Raw genomic sequence first — 18,164 nt, 5'->3', positions numbered from 1 at the left:
TATGAAGAGAATTGGTGTTTCCATGCGGTCTTGTCCTGCGGAATCATATGTTGAAGCGAGGGATGGCTTAGCCAGAGATTGGTTTAGTCTTTTACATTTTCTTGGCTGGAACTGGTTGTTAGTTCCTAATCTCGGTCTGAAGACCGCCGATTATGTTCAAGCTCAAGGCATTGATGCACTTATTCTTACTGGCGGTGCAAACCTAGGGCATGATCCGATTCGTGATCAAAGTGAATTCGCGTTATTGCAGTACGCAACAAAGTATGAATTACCTGTGTTGGGGGTTTGTCGTGGTATGCAGATAATGTGTCAGTTTCACGGTGGGCAAGTCATATCGGCGCCAAAGATTGAACTTGCGGGCTTACGTCATTCTGTTCAACTTTGTCGTTTTCCTTTTTGGTTTGATTCATCCAATCCCTCCACTCTTATGGTTAATTCATTTCATCATAATGTGGTATCTATGCCTTTATCTGATGAGCTGGATCCGATTGCACTTGATGAGGATGGATACTGTGAAGCCTTTGTACACAAACGCCTTTTGCAGGTCGGTATTATGTGGCATCCGGAACGTGATGCGACGCTGAGCAGTTTTGACAGAAATTTAATTCAATGGTTATTTAAGTGAGAGTTTATGGATGCAATTATACTTGCTGCTGGACGTGGTTCCCGTCTCGGTAACCTTACCCGTGAGATTCCTAAACCTTTAACTCAGTTGGCGGGAAAGTCGCTAATAGAGTGGCAGATCAATGCATTACAGGTTGCAGGCATTCAAAAGATTAATTTGGTAACTGGCTATGCTGGTGACAAGCTGCTCCCCTACGGTGATGATCATATTTATAATCCTCGCTGGGCTACCAGTAATATGGTGCGGAGCTTGATGTCTGTAGATTCACTATTGAGTACACAGCCATACCTCATCAGTTATGGCGATATTGTTTATCGCTCAGATATTATTAGTGATCTGCTCGATAGTTCAGGCGATATTTCTATTACATTTGATGTGGATTGGTGGGATCTCTGGTCCGTTCGCTTTACAGACCCTTTGTCTGACGCAGAGAGTTTTCAGCATGAGCAGGGGCGTTTACTGAGTATTGGTGAGCGTGTTTCGGATAGAGCATTGATAAATGGCCAGTACATGGGCTTGCTCAAGTTTAGCCCTACGGGGTGGTTACAGGTTCGGAATATTCTTGCTGGTCTGGATAGTGTGTCAGTAGATAAACTGGATATGACTAGTTTGCTACGATTTTTACTTCAACAAGGCATCACGATCACGGTAGTTCCCATTCATGGTGGCTGGGTCGAAGTGGATAATCCCTCTGATATCGAGTTTTATGAACATATCATTCAGCAGCCTGGTTGGAGTCATGATTGGCGTGTATAACGCTTACCATGAAGCCTGTATTTTGTTCTGACTTCATGGGGTTATTAATTGAGTTGACTGAGCATGGCAATAATTGTATTTCTATCTGGTGCAATCAGTGCAGGAAAGAGTGGAATTGAAATGAGTGCCGATGAAAAATTGCTCGCTTGTGTGAGCAAATCGTTGTTTCTTTGTTCCTGTGCATGAAAGGGCTGAGCTGGAATAGGGGTATAGTGTACATTCACCCCGATCTCGCACATGCGTAACCGCTCGAATAATTCGCGACGTTGTGTGGTTGGCACCTTGATTATAAATAGATGCCAAGCGGACTCTCGTTCTTCTCGGTTAGCTAAAATGTCAAGGCCAAGGCGAGGTAATTCTGCTTGATAGCATGCGGCAATCTGGCGGCGCTTGGCTAGAAACAGTTCAAGTTGGCCCATTTGACTCAACCCCAGCGCCGCCTGGATATCTGTCATGCGATAGTTGAAACCCAGCATCTGCTGTTCGTAGTACCAAGGCCCGTCCGGTTCGTTGATGAAGTCTTCCGGTTCACGGGTGATGCCGTGGCTGCGTAGCATGCTCATGGTCTTGGCGAGAGCGGGATCATTGGTCATGGCCATGCCGCCTTCGCCCGTGGTGATGATCTTCACCGGGTGGAAGCTGAAGACGGTAATGTCGCTGTAGCGGCCATTGCCGGTCGGCTCGCCGTGATAGCGGGAGCCTAGGGCGTGGCAGGCATCTTCTATGATGCGAAACCCGTACTCCTGGCCCAGACGGTGGATCTCTTTCATATCGCAGGGCAAGCCGGCGAAGTGTACCGGAATGACCACCTTGGGCAGGCGTCCTTGCGCCTTGGCGACAATCAGCTTGCGCTCCAGCTCCTGTGCGCACATGTTGCCGGTATCCGGCTCTATGTCGACGAAGTCGACTTGGGCCCCGCAATAGAGTGCACAATTGGCCGAGGCGACGAAGCTGATGGGGGAGGTCCATACCCAGTCTCCCTGGCCAATACCCAGCGCTAGGCAGGCGATGTGCAAGGCGGCCGTGCCCGAATTGACTGCTACCCCGAAGCGGGCACCGCAGTAATCTGCCACGGCCTGCTCGAAACGGGGGACGACCGGGCCCTGCGTCAGAAAGTCCGACCTCAACACCTCGACTACCGCCTCGATATCCGCCTCGCTGATCGACTGCCTGCCGTACGGGATCATTCCATTACCACCTTGTCATTCAACTCTTTCAGTTGTGCCACCGTCAGGAAGTCGCCGTTGTTGCGTGAGTTGTACTCGAATCCCTGTTCGACCATGCATCCCTTCTCGCCTGTCGCAGTGACCGAGAAGTCATTGTTGCGATTGTTGAAGTTGATGGTGGGGCCGATGATGAAGAAGTCGTCGAACTCGAAGGTATGATAGGAGTCGTCACAGGGGCACATCACCTCATGCAGCTTCTCGCCCGGGCGAATGCCGATAATTTCCTGGGTCAGCTGGGGTGCCATGGCGGTAGCCAGGTCGGTGATCCGCACCGAAGGCAGCTTGGGCACGAAGATCTCGCCCCCCTTCATGCGCGGGAAGTTGTTCATCACAAAATCCACCCCCTGTTGCAGGGTGATCCAGAAGCGGGTCATCTCGGCATGGGTGATGGGAAGCGTGCCGGCGCCCTGGTCGATCCGTTTCTGGAAGAAAGGAACGACTGACCCACGTGAACCCACCACATTGCCGTAGCGCACGACCGCGAAGCGGGTTGGATCCTGGCCTGCGATGTTGTTGGCCGCCACAAACAGCTTGTCGGAAGCCAGCTTGGTGGCACCATACAGGTTGATGGGGTTGGCGGCCTTGTCGGTGGAGAGGGCGATCACCTTCTTGACCTGATTGAGCAGGGCGGCCTGGATGACGTTTTCTGCCCCATGGATGTTGGTCTTGATGCACTCCATGGGGTTGTATTCGGCGGCAGGCACCTGCTTGAGCGCGGCCGCGTGCACGACGTAATCAACGCCGCGCATCGCCATGTTCAGCCGGTTGGCATCCCGCACATCCCCGATGAAATAGCGCATGCAGGGTTCGTTGAACACCTGCTGCATCTCGAACTGTTTCAGTTCATCGCGGGAGTAGATGATAAGCCGTTTCGGCTTGTGGCGTTCCAGCACTGTCTTGACCAGCATCTTGCCAAACGAGCCAGTGCCGCCGGTAATCAATAGGGTTTTATTGTCGAACATGACGGATTCTCGCTAGTGATGCCAAGAGGCAAGCAATAAATGTGCCTTGAGCCAGTTTAGCCGAAAAGAGCTGAAAGCAGTTCTGCATGATGCCAGTTTTATTCCACTCTGCGTGAAGTAACTAGATGATTCATAGAGAAATCCAACCCAGCTCAAACAACTTTATGCGATTTTTGATGCTTTAACAAAAAGCGGAACACCCGGTTCCGCTTTTTTGACGCCTAGCTGGAGAGCAGCACCCTGGCCGAGTTGGCGGGTATGGTCAGTTGCACCTGTCCCTGCACCACTTCGTACTTGTCGCCGTTGAAGGCATCGGTGAAGCGGCTGGCGGGGCTGGCGGTCTGCCACAGGGGCAGCTTGATGGTGCGTGGTTCGGTCGGATGTCGGTTGCAGGCCACCACCACTTGATCGCTTTGCAGGGTGCGGGCGAACACATAGCTGTGCGGGCCGGCGTAGAGGGTCTGGATGTCGCCACGGCGCAGGGCTGGCCGCTGCTTGCGGATCTGGATCAGCCGGCGGTAGTGATCGTGCAGCACGTGATCCCAGGCCGTGGTTTCCCAGGGGAAGCAGCGACGGCAATCCGGGTCATTGCCACCCGAGAGCCCCACCTCGTCACCGTAGTAGATGGACGGCACGCCTATGTAGGTGAGCAGCAGGGTGGCAGCCAGGGTCATGCGCTGTTTGTCTTCGCCCAGCAGATGCAGGAAGCGGGCGGTATCGTGGCTGTCCAGCAGGTTGAACTGGGCCAGCTGGTTCTTGAACGGGATATGGGCCCGCGCCAGCTTGAGCCAGCGATCCAGCTCGTCGGCGCTGATCCTGATGGGGTGATAGGCGATGTCCTGCCCGGCCAGGAAGGCGCGGATCGGGTGGGCGAAACCATAGTAGTTCATGGCGCCATCCTCCTGATCCCCCTGCAGCCACTGGCTCGCCTCGAAGAAGTGCTCGCCGAGCACATAGGCGTCCGGGTTCTCCTGTTTCACCGCGCCGCGAATGGCGCGCACATGGCCGCGATTGCCCTCGGCCGTGCCCCGTTCTCCCAACATGTGGATGACGTCGAAGCGCCAGCCGTCGATCTGATAGGGGGCGCGCATCCAGTAGCGCAGGATGGCGTCGTCGGCCCGGTAGACGGCGTCCTGCACCTGTTCGCTGGCAAAGTCCAGCTTGGGCAGGCTGCGAATGCCCTTCCAGCTGACATAGTCCCCTTCGTTGTCAAAGGTGTAAAAGCTGCGCCACGGTGAGTCCGGGTTGCTCTGGGCCCCCTGTGGCGGGCAGAACCAGGGGTGCTGGGTCGAGGTGTGGTTGACCACGGCATCCAGGATGATCTTCATGCCGCGCTGGTGCAGGTTGCGGGTCAGCTCGGCGAACTGCGCGTTGCTGCCGAGGTGTGCGTCCACCTTGAAGTAGTCCTGGGTATCGTACTTGTGGTTGCTCGGCGAGTCGAAGATGGGGTTCAGGTAAAGGGCCGTGACCCCGAGGGATTGCAGGTAGTGCAGCTTGGCATCGATGCCCGCCAGATCCCCGCCGTAAAATTCACAGGCGCCGTGCCCCTCTTCGTGACGGCTGACCGGCTCGCCCCACGCCTTGCTGATGACCGCCTTGCCTCTGTACTCATATTCGTGATGTTTGACGCTGAGCGACGGGTCGCCGTTGCAGAAGCGGTCGGGGAAGATCTGGTAGAACACCTGATCCTGCACCCAGGCCGGCGGCTGATGCAGGCTGTTGAAGCGAAAGTGTTGCTCCCGTGGCGGCATGGCCGGGCTGACGCCGGCACCGTGCAGCCACCACTGCTCCTCGTCGGTCAGGCACTTGAAACAGTAGAGGTAGATATCCTGTCCCTTGGCCAGCGGCAGGGTTGCCTGCCACACCTGCAACCTGTCCCGGGTGGAGACAGGCGTCATGGCCACCAGATACTCCTCGTTGTCCGGTTCGTGGCGCAGCCACACCTCTCGGATCGGGGCATCCAGCGCGCTGAACAGGGTGAGTTGCAGGGTGTCGGCGCTCTCTTTGAACCAGGGCGCCACCTGGGGATGAAACAGAAATGGATGGGTCATGATGCTTATTGAGTCAGAAGGTCGGCGAGGGCATTACCCTGTTCGTGAAGCGTTTCGAGCTGGCCTGCCAGTGACTTGGGATCCAGCCCCAGCTGATCGGCGAGCGGCTTGGGGAAGCGGGCTATGATGGCCTGGGCGGGCACGCCCGCATTCCAGGCGAAGGAGATGAAAACGGCGAGCCGGATCAGCACCGCCTCCTTGCTGACCGGATCGTGGGAGAGGGGATCCAGCTGCTGGGCGATGGCATCGACGAAGGCTTCCGACAGGTTCCAGCGCCGCGCCAGCTCGGCGCCGAGCTGGGCATAGTCGTAGCCCAGCATCTCCCGCTGAGCCTCGACCCGGCTGCTGCCCTTCTGGATCGCCATGTTGATGAGCTCGGCCTCTTCCGGCAGGGTGCTCTGGATCAGCAGCTCGCCAATGTTGTGGATCAGGGCGCAGGTGAAGGCGGTCTCGGGATCGAGCACCTTGGCCTCCTGGGCCAGCGTCTTGGCTATGGTGGCGACCTGGAAGGTCTCGGTCCAGAACTTGTTCTTGTCGAAGCTGGGGGGGGCCTTGAAGCTGCCTATGATGCCGGAGGCGACCACCACGGAGCGCAGCCGGTTGAAACCGAGGCGGATCACCGCCTGTTCGATGGAGGTGACCTCATTGCCACGGCGCAGGGCGGCCGAGTTGGCCATCCGCAGCACCTTGACGCTGATCACCTGATCCATGGCGATCTTGGCCGCGATCTGGTCGATGCGGGCGTTTTCATCGTTGAAGCTCTGCATCAACTCATGCAGCAGCTGCGGGATAGTGGGGAGTTGTTTGATCTTGTCAAACAGACGATCCATCGACATGGCTGAGACAGCCTCCATTGCGAGCACTGCCTCATAGTGTGCCACAGGCGGGACACATGTTCCTGTTTGTGATGCCGGTTTGTGAGCGCTAGTGCACCCAGTCCCGCAGCTGGTATTCCAAACGGTGCCGTTTCCCTTCCAGGATCAGGGTCTGGGTGGTGCCGCTCAGGGTGGCCCCTTCGGTCAGGGTGGTGATGACGGCCTGCTCTATGGCCTCGAGCCGTGCCTGACAGGCCATCTCTGTGCTGCCGAGGCTGGTGACCCAAAATCTGTCGCCCTCGAGGTGTCCCTGGCCAAAGTAGCGATTGCAGCCGGCGATGCCGTTGACGGTGAAGTGCTCACCTATCTCGAAATCGGGCGGGTTGTCGCGAGAGGCCGTGACGGCCTGGCCATCCAGCTTGTCGAGCACCCAGTGATGGTGCTGCAACTCTTGCTGGACGAACGAGGGTGTACTGCTGCAGGCGCTGAGCAGGATCAGGGCGAGCAACAGTAGCAAGAATCTGGGCATGGAAGGGCTCCAATAGTGGGAGCGACAAGCATACCTGCTGCGCCGCCCTCGGGGCAGGGCGAGGGCGGCCGCCCCCGACCGCTTCTGTCGCCCTGCTGGTCAGCCCTGTGTCGTTAAATGGCAACACTTGCGGGCTGGCGGGACACGTTCGATGCCAACAAGACGACAGGAACCCTTATCGCTCCGTATCAGCGGTTGAACAGGCGCTCGGCGTAACGGGCAAGTCCTGCGGCCACCGGACCGAAGTCACCGCCACTCTCAAGAGCAATGGCGGGCAACGTTCGGCATTATGGTCAGCGATTGAACAGGCGCTCGGCGTAACGGGCCAGCCCTGCGGCGACCGAGCCGAAGTCATCGCCGCCTTCAAGCGGAATCGTGGGCAACTTCTGACGAATGAAGGCGGCGATGAGCGGCGAACGGGCGCTGCCGCCGGTGACGAAGATGCGGTCGGGCTGTACACCCGCGGCGGCAATGGCTTGGTCCATCAGCTCGCCAATCTTCTCCAGCAGCAGGGCCGAGGCGCTGGCCAGCTGCTCGCGATTGAGCTCAGCCTCCAGTCCCTTCTCCAGCTCGCTCAGAGACTGATGATTCGATTCCTGCTCCGAGAGGGCGATCTTGCCCTGCTCCGCGCGCCACACCAGCTGGTGGCTCAGCTTGTGGGCCCGCAGATTGGCGAGGCGACCCAGCTTGCTGCCGGGCTGGCTGTCGAGCTGCAGATCCTGCAGCTGACGGGCGGTATCCAGGCTGTAGAAGCGGCCCTGGGCACTGACGTCGTTGATGGCGGCCGCGTCCCAGAACAGCGGGTGGGGCAGTGGCTTGCCGGTCTTGAGGGTCTCGTGCATGCCGAGCAGCGGCATCATGCCTTCCACCGTCAGCCGGATGTCGAAGTCGTTGCCGCCGATGCGCTGGCCGCTGTGGCCGAGCAGATCGCCGCTGCGATCCAGCTGGTCGCGATGGCTCGGGCCCATGCGCAGCATGGAGCAGTCCGTGGTGCCGCCGCCGATATCCACCACCAGCACGACCGCATCCTCGTCGAGGCGCGCCTCGAATTCGAAACCGGCCGCCACGGGTTCATAGAGGAACTCCACCTGCTCGAACCCGGCCAGACGGGCCGCCTCGGTCAGAATGGCGATGGCCTGGCTGTTGCTCTCCTCCCCGGCCAGCCCCTGGAAGTTGACCGGGCGACCGATCACCGCTTGGCGGATCGGGGCGTCAAGCTGCTGCTCCGCCTCGCGGCGTACGTGCAGCATCATGGCGCAGACAATGTCTTCGAACAGCGCTATCTGGGGAGCCTTGAGGCCGTAGGCGCCGAGGAAGGATTTCGGCGACTTGATGTAGTAGCCGTCGTCCGGCTCCTCCAGATAGCGCTCCAGCGCCGCGGCGCCGAAGCTGAGCTCGTCGATCAGCCCCTCTTCCCGCATCTGGCGGCGCACGGCCTGGGCCCGGGTGACGACGGGGCCGCGCAGCTTGAGGTATTCCGCCTGCTGGGCAGGGGCCAGCCCTTCGGCCAGCAGGCCGGCGATGGCCTCTCTGTGGGGGGCGTGCAGCGTGGAGGGGAGATAGCGGGAACCGCACAGGGTCAGCAGCCTGGGGCTGCCCTGTTCCATCACGGCGACGGCACAGTTGGAGGTACCGTAATCAAATCCGATAAACATGGGCTGCCAGACTCCTGAATAAAAAAGGGCAGGTAGCCTACCCGATGGCGTCGGGTCTCACAACCCGGCGCCATGGTTATTGCGGCCGCAGGGGAGAATTGCATGACGAAGAGCGGGTCTGTGTACCAAACAGAGGGAGTGGCTCCCTCTGTCGTTCATGGCTGCGGGTGCGAGAGGATTACTCTACCTCGTTGTCGCTGCGGCCCTGGCTCTCGATGGCCTTGAGGTTGCCGAGGGTGGTATCGGCGATGGCGTGCAGCGCCTCGCGGGTCAGGAAGGCCTGATGGCCGGTAAACAGCACGTTGTGGCAGGCGGAGAGGCGACGGAACACGTCATCCGTGATCACCTCGTTGGACTTGTCGGAGAAGAAAAGGTCTTCCTCTTCCTCGTAGACGTCCAGCCCCAGGGCACCGATACGGGAGGTCTTGAGCGCCTCGATAGCGGCGTTGGAGTCGAGCAGGCCGCCCCGGCTGGTGTTGATGATCATCACACCATCCTTCATCTTGGCGAACGCCTCCTTGTTCAGCAGGTGGTAGTTCTCCTTGAACAGCGGGCAGTGCAGGCTGATGACGTCGGACTGGCGGAACAGGGTGTCGAGATCCACGTATTCGGCCCCCAGCTCGATGGCCGCCTGGTTCGGATAGGGGTCACTCACCAGCAGCCGCATGCCGAAACCCTTGAGGATGCGCAGGGTGGCGATGCCGATCTTGCCGGTGCCGATAATGCCGGCGGTGCGGCCGTGCATGTTGAAGCCGACCAGGCCTTCCAGCGAGAAGTTGGCATCGCGGGTGCGCTGATAGGCCTTATGGATGCGGCGGTTGAGGGTCATCATCAGCCCCACCGCGTGTTCGGCGACGGCTTCGGGGGAGTAGGCGGGCACCCGCACCACTTTCAGCCCCAGTTCCTTGGCGGCGACCAGATCCACGTTGTTGTAACCGGCGCAGCGCAGAGCGATCACCCTGGTGCCGTTGGCGGCCAGCTCGGTCAGTACTTCCCGATCGGCATCGTCATTGACGAACAGGCACACCACGGGGAAGCCGTGGGCCAGCCGGGCTGTCTTGGCCTCCAGCCGCACGTCGAAGAACTCCAGCTCGTAGCCGTACTGGCTGTTGGCCTGATTGAAGTGATCCTTGTCGTAGCTCTTGGTACTGAAAACGGCGACTTTCATGGTGCGCTCTCCGCAAATAATGATGTAGTTAAATTACAACAAATCAGACGCTTCATCACGGCTTAAATGGCGGCTTCTCAGCCCCACGGCATGATGGGAACCGCGCTCACTGCGCTTTTATACGAGCCATCCACCAGCTTGGTGCTGTAGGTCAGATAGACAAGTGCCTTGCGCTTTTCGTCGTAAAAACGCACCACTTTCTGCTCCTTGAACACCAGCGAGGTGCTGACGTCGAACACATCTTCCCCCGCCTTCAACTTGGCAGGCAGTGTGATGGGGCCAATCTGGTGGCACGACAAAGAGGCGTGAGAGGGGTCTTCCGCCAGCCCAAGCCCGCCCTTGACGCCACCGGTCTTGGGGCGTGCCAGGTAGCAGGCGACGCCCGCGATGCGGGGGTCGTCGAACGCCTCCACCAGGATCTTGTGGTTGGGGCCCACCAGCTTGAAGGCGGTGCTCACCTCACCTATGGGATCGGCCTTGTCGGCCAGCGCCGGGCCGGCGAGCAGGGCCCCCAGCAGCAGGGGCAGGGCAGGACTCAGCCTGTTACTAAGCGTGTGGCGGTATGACATTGTCTCTCCTGTTGGCCTCCCTCAGTAGGGAATGCCCAGACGACGATAGAGGCTGGCCAGCACCCAGGCGGGGCCGATCAGCAGAAATTGCAGGTCGGCGAGGAAGGAGGGGCGTTTGCCCTCGATCCTGTGACCGACGAACTGGGCTATCCAGAGCAGCCCGAAACCCACCAGGGCGGGCCACAGCAGTGGCCCCTGCCACTGGTAACAGCCCCACAGTCCCAGCGCGGTCAGCACCGCCATCCCCACAAACAGGGGGAACGACAGCCGCAGATAGAAGGCCAGCACAGGGATGGCCACCAGCGCCGCCCAGTTGAGCGAGGACGGCAGCGGGCCGGTCGGCAGACACCAGAGCAGCGCCAGCGAGCAGAGGTAGATGCCGGGCACGGCCAGCTTGTGGATCGCCACATTGACGGGGTGCTGGTGGCTCTGGCCGTAGTCGCTGAACCATTCATCGAGTCGTTTCATGGCACCTCCCTGGTGCTGCGGGTTGAAACCTCGGCTGGCTGGCGTGTCCCTTGCCAGCCCTGCCATCGCCTCTGCGTTTCTCTGCCCGGGCGGCTTGAGCTATGTCGCTGCGTCGGGTAATCCCAATGCAGAGGCCGGGGCTCCATACTGCGGTGGATAATCCCCACGGCCCCGGAGCCCATTATTGGGGTGGATAATCCCAATATTGGGCCGGAATGCTCCTGAGCAAGGGGGTCATGTCCGGATTGGGCAGCGAAATGGTGACCCGCTGGTTCAGATTGGCGCTGGCGAGGGCCTCACGGATCTTGGGGTTCTCCCGGAAGAAGGTCATGAAGCTGCCATCGGCATAGGCGCGTTCCAGTCCGGTCTGGATCGCCTTGGCCAGCTTGGGAGACTCGGGGCTGACGAAGAAGAACTCGGCAAAGGGATAGCGGATCAACAGGTGCTGATCTATCACCAGGTTGGGGTATTGCGCCACCAGTTCGCTGCGTTCGGCGAAGATCTCCACCAGATTGCGCGGGAAGAAGTCGAGCTTGTCACCGTCGTTGATCAGGCGAAACAGGTTGCTGTAGCGCCCGGAATAGGTGGGAATGCCGGCATTTTCCAGGATCTTGTTGTCGGCCCAGCCAACCCCCTGGGCCGCCTTCAGTCGCTTGAGATCGGCCAGCGAGTTGACCTGATTGAACTTCTCCTGGGCATCGCTGTGGATGAAGGAGAGGCGCAGCCCTTCCAGACCGCGAAACAGCGGGATCGGCACGGCGATGAGGGAGGATTCGAGTGCGCTGGAGGTGCCCATCCAGAACACATTGATGGTTTGGCCCTTGCCCAGCTGTTGCTGCAGGCTGTACTGGTTGAGGTTGAGCTCCACCTGCTGGATGCGAAATGGCTGTCCGGAGCGGGTCAGCGCCAGTTCCAGCAGCTTGAGCTGGTATTCCTTGTCGAGATCGTTGATCGGTCGGCTGGGGACCTTGACCGTGAGGGTCTGTGCTTGTGCCAGCAACGGCAGACACAAGCACAGTTTGAGGAACCATTTCACTCTCTGCTCTCCTGTAGATTCCGGGCTTGCCCGGAGTCTAACAGAAGTTGTCACTCTCTTGTGCGACGCCGTGATCTGGGCTCATGTGCAGCTTTTGGTCCGCATTTATCAACATAAACGCCGGTTCCTGCGCTGTACCTTGCCGACGACTTATCGCGACCGGCCAGTGACGGCTCTTCGCAGGATCAGGCGACGCGACGATACACGTGGGTATCGTTGAACTCCTTGGTACTCTGGCATTCGACGCAGAAGCGGGACTCAGGCCGAGCCTGCAGTCGCTTGAGGGAGATCTCGTCACCGCAGGATTCGCAGTAACCGAACTCTCCTTCGCCGATACGCTTCAACGCCCCTCTCAACTTGCGCAGATGCAGCTTGTCATGCTCGATGCGGTTCAGCTCCAGACGACGGGCTTCCTCGATACTGGCACGGTCAATTTCATCTGCCATCTCGTTGGTATCGGTGGCGATGGCCTGGCTGGCCTGGGAGTTGAGGCGATCCTCGAGTTCGAGGATTTGGCGCTCGATCTGTCCCTTGTAAAAGGCCAGTTGGTCTTTAGTCATGAAATCACACATACGGTTTACTACCAGTCAGTTACTAACCCAATTATCCCTGTTTATGGGGGCTGTCTGCCTGCAGACCAAGCCCTGTGTCCTGCATTTGCACCAAATCCAAGCAGGAGAGTGCAAATCAGGGCGGGCCTTGTACCAAAAAAATGCAGGCATGCAAAGCAAATAGGGCAAGGATTGTGCGCCCTTGCAAAAAAATGACCCGATTCGGACAGGGTCTGACTGAGAACATGGGGGATCAGGCCCCCTCGTTGGCACCGGGATTGCAGTGAGCTTTGAGGGCGCCTGGGTGTTTAGTATTTGGTGCCGCCATGGTCATTATATACACCGTTATTTATAGTTTTTTAAACACCACCGCTTGACATTGGCCATAACGGCGGGCTTTTATGGTGGTGTTGATTACAATTTGATAACAAGGGTGTTCCATATATTAGACACCCTTGCCAATGGCAATCGTAAAGTCGGGGTTTAACATGGACAGTATCAAGGGCTGGATGGAGAGCAATCGCATCACGGAAGTGGAGTGCCTGTTTCCGGATTTCACCGGTAATGCCCGAGGCAAGATCATTCCAGCCAACAAATTTTTGCGCGAAGGGGGCATGCGGCTGCCCGAGGTCATCTTCACCCAGACGGTGACCGGCGAGTACCCGGATGACGACAGCATGATAGACCCGCTGGAGCGGGACATGCAGCTCTATCCGGACCCCAACACCATTCGTTTCGTGCCCTGGGCGCTGGAGCCGACCGCTCAGGTGATCCACGACTGTTTCGACATCAATGGCAAGCTGATCGACATAGCGCCGCGCTCCGTGCTGCGTCGGGTCCTGTCATTCTATGAGAAACAGGGCTGGAAGCCGGTGGTGGCGCCCGAGCTGGAGTTCTATCTGGTCAAGCGCAACGAAGACCCCGACTATCCGCTGGTGCCGCCCGTTGGCCGCAATGGCCGACCCGAGACGGCCCGCCAGTCGTTCAGTATCGATGCGGTCAACGAATTCGACCCCATCTTCGAAGACATGTACGACTACTGCGAGGCGCAGGAGCTGGAAGTGGACACTCTGATCCACGAATCCGGCGCCGCCCAGATGGAGATCAACTTCCTGCACGGCGATGCCATCGATCTGGCGGATCAGGTGTTCCTGTTCAAGCGCACCATGCGTGAGGCGGCCCACAAGCACGGCATCTACGCCACCTTCATGGCCAAGCCGATGAGCGACGAGCCGGGCTCCGCCATGCACATCCACCAGAGCCTGGAAGATGTGGACGGTCGCAACCTGTTCGGCACGGAAAATGGCGGCAATACCGAGCAGTTCATGCACTTCATCGCGGGGCTGCAGAAGTACACCCCGGCGGTGACCGCCCTGCTGGCACCGAACGTCAACTCCTACCGTCGTCTCACCTTCGGCGAGAGCGCGCCGCGCAACGTGCAGTGGGGGGTGGAAAACCGTACCTGCGGCCTGCGCGTGCCCTTCTCCGAGGCCGGTGCGCGCCGCGTCGAAAACCGCTTCGCCGGGGCCGACGCCAATCCGTATCTGGCCCTGGCCGCCACCCTGGCCTGCGGCTACCTCGGCATGATGGAGAAGCTGGAGCCGTTGCAGGAGATGAAGTCGAGCGCCTATGACCTGCCCTACAGTCTGCCCCGTTCGCTGGAGGAGGCCCTGAGCCACCTGGAACAGTGCGAGCCCATCAAGGAGATGCTGGGTGAGCGCTTCATTCGTGCCTTCGTCGCGGTCAAGCGCAAGGAGTACGAGACCTACTTCGGGGTGATCAGTCGCTGGGAGCGGGAGTTCCTGCTGCTGAACGTGTGATCCGGCTGCGTGCTTGCCACGCGCCGCCCAGATACGGGGAGGCCGATGACGGCCTCTCCTGCTCATATGGAATCAACACACTGCCCGTGAGTGGCAGTGACGGTGAGCGCGCCAGCCGCCCTCACCGACGGACGAAAGATTCTCGCTTAAATCGAAGGAACCGAGGAGCAAGCAATGAAGCAGACCACACGTGAGTGGCAACAGCTGGATGCCAGCCACCACCTGCACCCCTTTACCGATTTTCAGGCGCTCAACAAGAAGGGCAGCCGCATCATCACCAAGGCCGAAGGTGTCTATCTGGAAGACTCTGAAGGCAAGCGCATTCTGGACGGGATGGCGGGCCTCTGGTGCGTCAACATGGGCTACGGCCGGCAGGAGCTGGTGGATGCCGCCACCAAACAGATGCAGCAACTGCCCTACTACAACCTCTTCTTCCAGACCAGCCACCCGCCTGCGGCCGAGCTGGCGACCCTGCTGGCCGAGATCACCCCCTCCCATCTCAATCACGTCTTCTTCACCGGCTCAGGCTCGGAGTGCAACGATACAGTGCTGCGCATGGTGCGCCACTACTGGGCCAGCAAGGGGCAGCCGGACAAGCAGGTGATCATCAGTCGCCACAACGCCTACCACGGCTCGACGGTAGCGGGTGCCAGCCTGGGCGGCATGAAGGGCATGCATGCCCAGGGTGGCCTGCCCATTCCCGGCATAGTGCACATCGATCAGCCCTACCACTTCGGTGAGGGGCAGGGGATGAGCGCCCACGAGTTCGGTCTGGAGCGCGCCCGCCAGCTGGAGCAGAAGATACTGGAACTGGGAGTGGACAAGGTTGCCGCCTTCATCGGCGAGCCCATCCAGGGGGCCGGCGGCGTCATCATTCCGCCCGACAGCTACTGGCCCGAGATCCAGCGTATCTGCGATCACTACGGCATCCTGCTCATCGCCGACGAGGTGATCTGTGGTTTCGGTCGTACCGGTCACTGGTTCGCCAGCGAAGGGTTTGGCATCAAGCCGGATCTCATGTGCCTGGCCAAGGGGATCACCTCCGGCTATCTGCCGATGGGGGCCGTGATGGTGGGCGACAGGGTCGCCAAGGTGCTGGTGGAGGAGGGGGGCGAATTCAACCACGGCTTCACCTACTCCGGCCATCCGGTGGCCTGCGCCGTGGCCATCGCCAACATTACGCTTATGCAAAACGAGAGCATAGTTAAGCGAATTCATGATAACATCGGCCCCTATTTGCAGCGCCGCTGGCGTGAACTGGCCGACCATCCGCTGGTGGGAGAAACCCGTGGCAAAGGCCTGGTGGCCGCGCTGGAAATAGTGCAGGACAAACAGACCAACAGCCGCTTCCCGGCTGGGCTGCAGGCCGGTATGACCTGCCGGGAGTTCTGCTTTAACAATGGCTTGGTGATGAGGGCTGTCGGCGATACCATGATCATATCGCCCCCCTTGGTGATCACCGAGGAACAGGTGGATGAATTGGTCAATCTGGCCAGGCTCAGTCTGGATCTGACGGCTGCAAAGCTGAAAGGGTAGGCGAGTGCCGGGCAGGTTGGCTTGCGCATACAATTTGCTTAGGAGACAAGGACTATGTCTTTCAAAACGGGAATGATTGCCGCTTCCGTGGCGCTGGTCATGATGAGTACCGGGGCGATGGCCGAGGACAAGGTGTTGCACGTCTACAACTGGAGCGACTATATCGCGCCGGATACGCTGGAAAACTTCCAGAAAGAGACGGGTATCAAGGTGGTATACGACGTGTTCGACAGCAACGAGGTGCTGGAAGCCAAGTTGCTGGCGGGCAGTTCGGGCTACGACATAGTCGTGCCGTCCAACCCCTTCCTGGCCAAGCAGATCAAGGCGGGTGTCTTCCAGAAGCTGGACAAGTCCAAGCTCTCCAATTGGCAAAACATGGATGTCGACCTGTTGAAGGCGCTCGAGCCGAGCGATCCGGGCAACCAGTACTCGATTCCTTACCTGTGGGGCACCATTGGCTACGCCTACAACGCCGAGAAGGTGAAAGCCGTGCTGGGCAAGGACGCGCCTGTGGACTCCTGGGATCTGGTGTTCAAACCGGAGAACATGGCCAAGCTGAAGGAGTGTGGCGTCTCTTTCCTCGACTCACCGACCGAAATGCTGCCGGCTGCCCTGCAATATCTGGGCTTCAAACCGGATAGCCAGAAGCCGGATGAGTTGAAGAAGGCAGAGGCGCTGTTCCTCTCCATCCGTCCCTATACCGCCTACTTCCACTCCTCCAAGTACATCTCGGATCTGGCCAACGGCAACCTGTGCGTCGCGGTCGGTTACTCCGGTGACTTGCAACAGTCCAAGGCGCGGGCGGCGGAGGCCAAGAACGGTGTGGCGCTGACCTACACAATTCCGAAAGAGGGGGCTGGCAGCTTCTTTGACATGCTGGCCATTCCGGCCGATGCCAAGAACGTCGAGGCCGCTCACACCTTCATCAACTATCTGATGAAGCCGGAAGTGATCGCCAGCATCACCAACGTGGTGCAGTTCCCGAACGGCAACAAGGCGGCGACCCCGCTGGTGGATGAGCCTATCCGTACCGACCCGGGTATCTACCCGAACGCGGAGACACTCAAGAAGATCTACACCTTCCCGGATCTGCCGGCCAAGGTGCAGCGTCTGATGACCCGCAGCTGGACCAAGATCAAATCAGGTAAATAAGTGACGAGTGCCCCTCCCGGTCCGCAGTTCGGCCGGGAGGGTGGTGACAACCCGACAGGTTGAACGGCGCGTATGGATGCGCAGCTGGCATACCAAAAAACATGAGGACTGAGATACGTGCACACAACCAAGATAGTGACTATGGCCCTGGCGCTGGGGCTGGCAAACGTGGCCCAGGCCGCCCCTGTGGTTCATTTTTACAACTGGTCCGATTATATCGGCGAGACCACCCTCAGCGACTTCCAGCAGGCAACCGGGATCCAGACCGTCTACGACGTGTTTGATTCCAACGAGACCCTGGAAGGCAAGCTGCTGACCGGACGCACCGGTTACGATCTGGTGGTGCCTTCCAACAATTTCCTGGCCAAACAGATCAAGGCGGGGGCCTTCCAGAAGCTGGATCCTGCCCTGCTGCCCAATCTGGCCAATCTGGATCCCGTGCTGCTCAAGCAGCTCGACAAGGTGGATCCGGGTCATCAGTACGCCGTGCCCTACCTGTGGGGTACCAACGGCATCGGTTACAACGTGGACAAGGTCAAGGCCGTGCTGGGAGTCGACAAGATTGACTCCTGGGCCATGATCTTCGAGCCGGAAAACATGCAGAAGCTGGCCCGTTGCGGTGTCGCCTTCCTCGATTCGGCCGACGAGATGATACCGGCGGCGCTCAACTACCTTGGGCTCGACCCCAACAGCCAGGATCCGGCCGATCTCAAGCGTGCCGAGAGCCAGCTGCTCAAGGTGCGGCCGTATGTGGCCTACTTCCACTCCTCCAAGTACATAGGCGATCTGGCCAACGGCGACATCTGCGTCGCGGCCGGCTTCTCTGGTGACATATTGCAGGCGGCGGCCCGTGCCGACGAGGCGGGCAAGGGGATCAAGATTGCCTACAGCATCCCGAAGGAGGGGGGCAACCTCTGGTTCGACATGATGGCGATCCCGACGGATGCCACCAACGTGAAAGAGGCGCACGCCCTGATCAACTACGTACTCCAGCCCGAAGTGATCGCCAAGGTCAGCAACCATGTGGGCTATGCGAATCCCAATGCCAAGGCGGGAGAGTACATGGACGAGAGCGTGCGCAATGACGAGTCCGTCTATCCACCCCAGGCGGTGCTGGAACGGCTGTATGTGCAGCAGGCACATCCCCGTGCGGTGCAGCGTCTGATCACCCGGAGTTGGACCAAGATCAAGTCCGGAACCTAACCTTGGCGCCCATCCTGGGGCGCCAGACTGTTTTATGGATCG

The 18,164-nt window shown here is 59.2% G+C and carries 17 protein-coding genes; 6 read left to right on the top strand and 11 right to left on the bottom strand.

The genetic code is table 11. The annotated features are described in order from the left end of the window. The first annotated feature begins 1 nt into the window (after position 1). Both AACQ95_RS18970 and AACQ95_RS18965 read left to right on the top strand, forming a co-directional pair. A complete protein-coding gene (locus AACQ95_RS18970) occupies positions 2 to 625 on the top strand; it encodes a gamma-glutamyl-gamma-aminobutyrate hydrolase family protein (RefSeq protein WP_241279341.1) in 624 nt (207 codons plus the stop codon). Between the two features lie 6 nt (positions 626 to 631). Next, positions 632 to 1,381 carry a phosphocholine cytidylyltransferase family protein gene (locus AACQ95_RS18965; protein ID WP_241279340.1) on the top strand — a complete coding sequence of 250 codons (750 nt, stop codon included), beginning with the start codon at positions 632 to 634 and terminating at the stop codon, positions 1,379 to 1,381. A gap of 44 nt (positions 1,382 to 1,425) precedes the next feature. Here AACQ95_RS18965 and pseC read toward each other — a convergent pair whose 3' ends face one another. The 11 genes from pseC to AACQ95_RS18910 form a co-directional block, all read right to left on the bottom strand. Then, complete coding sequence (pseC, locus tag AACQ95_RS18960) at positions 1,426 to 2,568, bottom strand: UDP-4-amino-4,6-dideoxy-N-acetyl-beta-L-altrosamine transaminase (RefSeq protein WP_241279339.1); 1,143 nt, start codon at positions 2,566 to 2,568, stop codon at positions 1,426 to 1,428. Next, positions 2,565 to 3,569 carry a UDP-N-acetylglucosamine 4,6-dehydratase (inverting) gene (pseB, locus tag AACQ95_RS18955; protein ID WP_241279338.1) on the bottom strand — a complete coding sequence of 335 codons (1,005 nt, stop codon included), beginning with the start codon at positions 3,567 to 3,569 and terminating at the stop codon, positions 2,565 to 2,567. Before pseB ends, pseC begins: the two co-directional genes overlap by 4 nt. Before the next feature lie 221 nt (positions 3,570 to 3,790). Next, positions 3,791 to 5,620 carry a maltodextrin glucosidase gene (malZ, locus tag AACQ95_RS18950; protein ID WP_241279337.1) on the bottom strand — a complete coding sequence of 610 codons (1,830 nt, stop codon included), beginning with the start codon at positions 5,618 to 5,620 and terminating at the stop codon, positions 3,791 to 3,793. A 5-nt stretch (positions 5,621 to 5,625) separates the two neighbouring features. Then, positions 5,626 to 6,474 (bottom strand): HDOD domain-containing protein, encoded by an 849-nt coding sequence (locus AACQ95_RS18945; RefSeq protein ID WP_241279336.1) that lies wholly within the window; start codon positions 6,472 to 6,474, stop codon positions 5,626 to 5,628. A 70-nt stretch (positions 6,475 to 6,544) separates the two neighbouring features. Continuing rightward, positions 6,545 to 6,964, bottom strand: a complete 420-nt coding sequence (locus AACQ95_RS18940) for an META domain-containing protein (protein WP_241279335.1) — start codon at positions 6,962 to 6,964, stop codon at positions 6,545 to 6,547. Between the two features lie 293 nt (positions 6,965 to 7,257). Continuing rightward, entirely contained in the window at positions 7,258 to 8,619 is a 1,362-nt protein-coding gene (gene yegD, locus AACQ95_RS18935; RefSeq protein ID WP_241279334.1) for a molecular chaperone, read from the bottom strand. Positions 8,620 to 8,797: 178 nt separating this feature from the next. Next, positions 8,798 to 9,787, bottom strand: a complete 990-nt coding sequence (locus AACQ95_RS18930) for a 2-hydroxyacid dehydrogenase (protein ID WP_241279333.1) — start codon at positions 9,785 to 9,787, stop codon at positions 8,798 to 8,800. Positions 9,788 to 9,864: 77 nt separating this feature from the next. Beyond that, entirely contained in the window at positions 9,865 to 10,356 is a 492-nt protein-coding gene (locus AACQ95_RS18925; RefSeq protein ID WP_241279332.1) for a CreA family protein, read from the bottom strand. A gap of 21 nt (positions 10,357 to 10,377) precedes the next feature. After that, on the bottom strand, positions 10,378 to 10,824 hold the full coding sequence (locus tag AACQ95_RS18920; RefSeq protein ID WP_241279331.1) for an Mpo1 family 2-hydroxy fatty acid dioxygenase: 447 nt from the start codon (positions 10,822 to 10,824) through the stop codon (positions 10,378 to 10,380). A gap of 181 nt (positions 10,825 to 11,005) precedes the next feature. Continuing rightward, positions 11,006 to 11,860, bottom strand: a complete 855-nt coding sequence (locus tag AACQ95_RS18915; RefSeq protein WP_043554209.1) for a hypothetical protein — start codon at positions 11,858 to 11,860, stop codon at positions 11,006 to 11,008. A gap of 185 nt (positions 11,861 to 12,045) precedes the next feature. After that, positions 12,046 to 12,432: a TraR/DksA family transcriptional regulator gene (locus AACQ95_RS18910; RefSeq protein ID WP_042870327.1), complete on the bottom strand. Its 387-nt coding sequence runs from the start codon at positions 12,430 to 12,432 to the stop codon at positions 12,046 to 12,048. A 467-nt stretch (positions 12,433 to 12,899) separates the two neighbouring features. Between AACQ95_RS18910 and AACQ95_RS18905 the strand changes: the two genes are divergently transcribed. The 4 genes from AACQ95_RS18905 to AACQ95_RS18890 all read left to right on the top strand — a co-directional run bounded on the left by AACQ95_RS18905 (position 12,900) and on the right by AACQ95_RS18890 (position 18,122). Then, on the top strand, positions 12,900 to 14,231 hold the full coding sequence (locus tag AACQ95_RS18905; RefSeq protein ID WP_043142823.1) for a glutamine synthetase family protein: 1,332 nt from the start codon (positions 12,900 to 12,902) through the stop codon (positions 14,229 to 14,231). 174 nt (positions 14,232 to 14,405) lie between these two features. After that, positions 14,406 to 15,767: an aspartate aminotransferase family protein gene (locus AACQ95_RS18900; RefSeq protein WP_043142820.1), complete on the top strand. Its 1,362-nt coding sequence runs from the start codon at positions 14,406 to 14,408 to the stop codon at positions 15,765 to 15,767. A 54-nt stretch (positions 15,768 to 15,821) separates the two neighbouring features. Next, positions 15,822 to 16,919, top strand: a complete 1,098-nt coding sequence (locus AACQ95_RS18895; protein ID WP_277604401.1) for a polyamine ABC transporter substrate-binding protein — start codon at positions 15,822 to 15,824, stop codon at positions 16,917 to 16,919. Positions 16,920 to 17,060: 141 nt separating this feature from the next. After that, the gene (locus tag AACQ95_RS18890) at positions 17,061 to 18,122 is read left to right on the top strand and encodes a polyamine ABC transporter substrate-binding protein (protein ID WP_241279475.1); all 1,062 of its coding nucleotides are present in this window, start codon (positions 17,061 to 17,063) and stop codon (positions 18,120 to 18,122) included. Positions 18,123 to 18,164: the final 42 nt, after the last annotated feature.

The sequence above is a fragment of the Aeromonas sp. MR19 genome (assembly GCF_963899305.1).
Classification (GTDB): Bacteria; Pseudomonadota; Gammaproteobacteria; order Enterobacterales; family Aeromonadaceae; genus Aeromonas; species Aeromonas bestiarum.
Note: the sequence above shows the minus strand (reverse complement) of the source record. Positions and strands in the feature narration are given on the sequence as shown.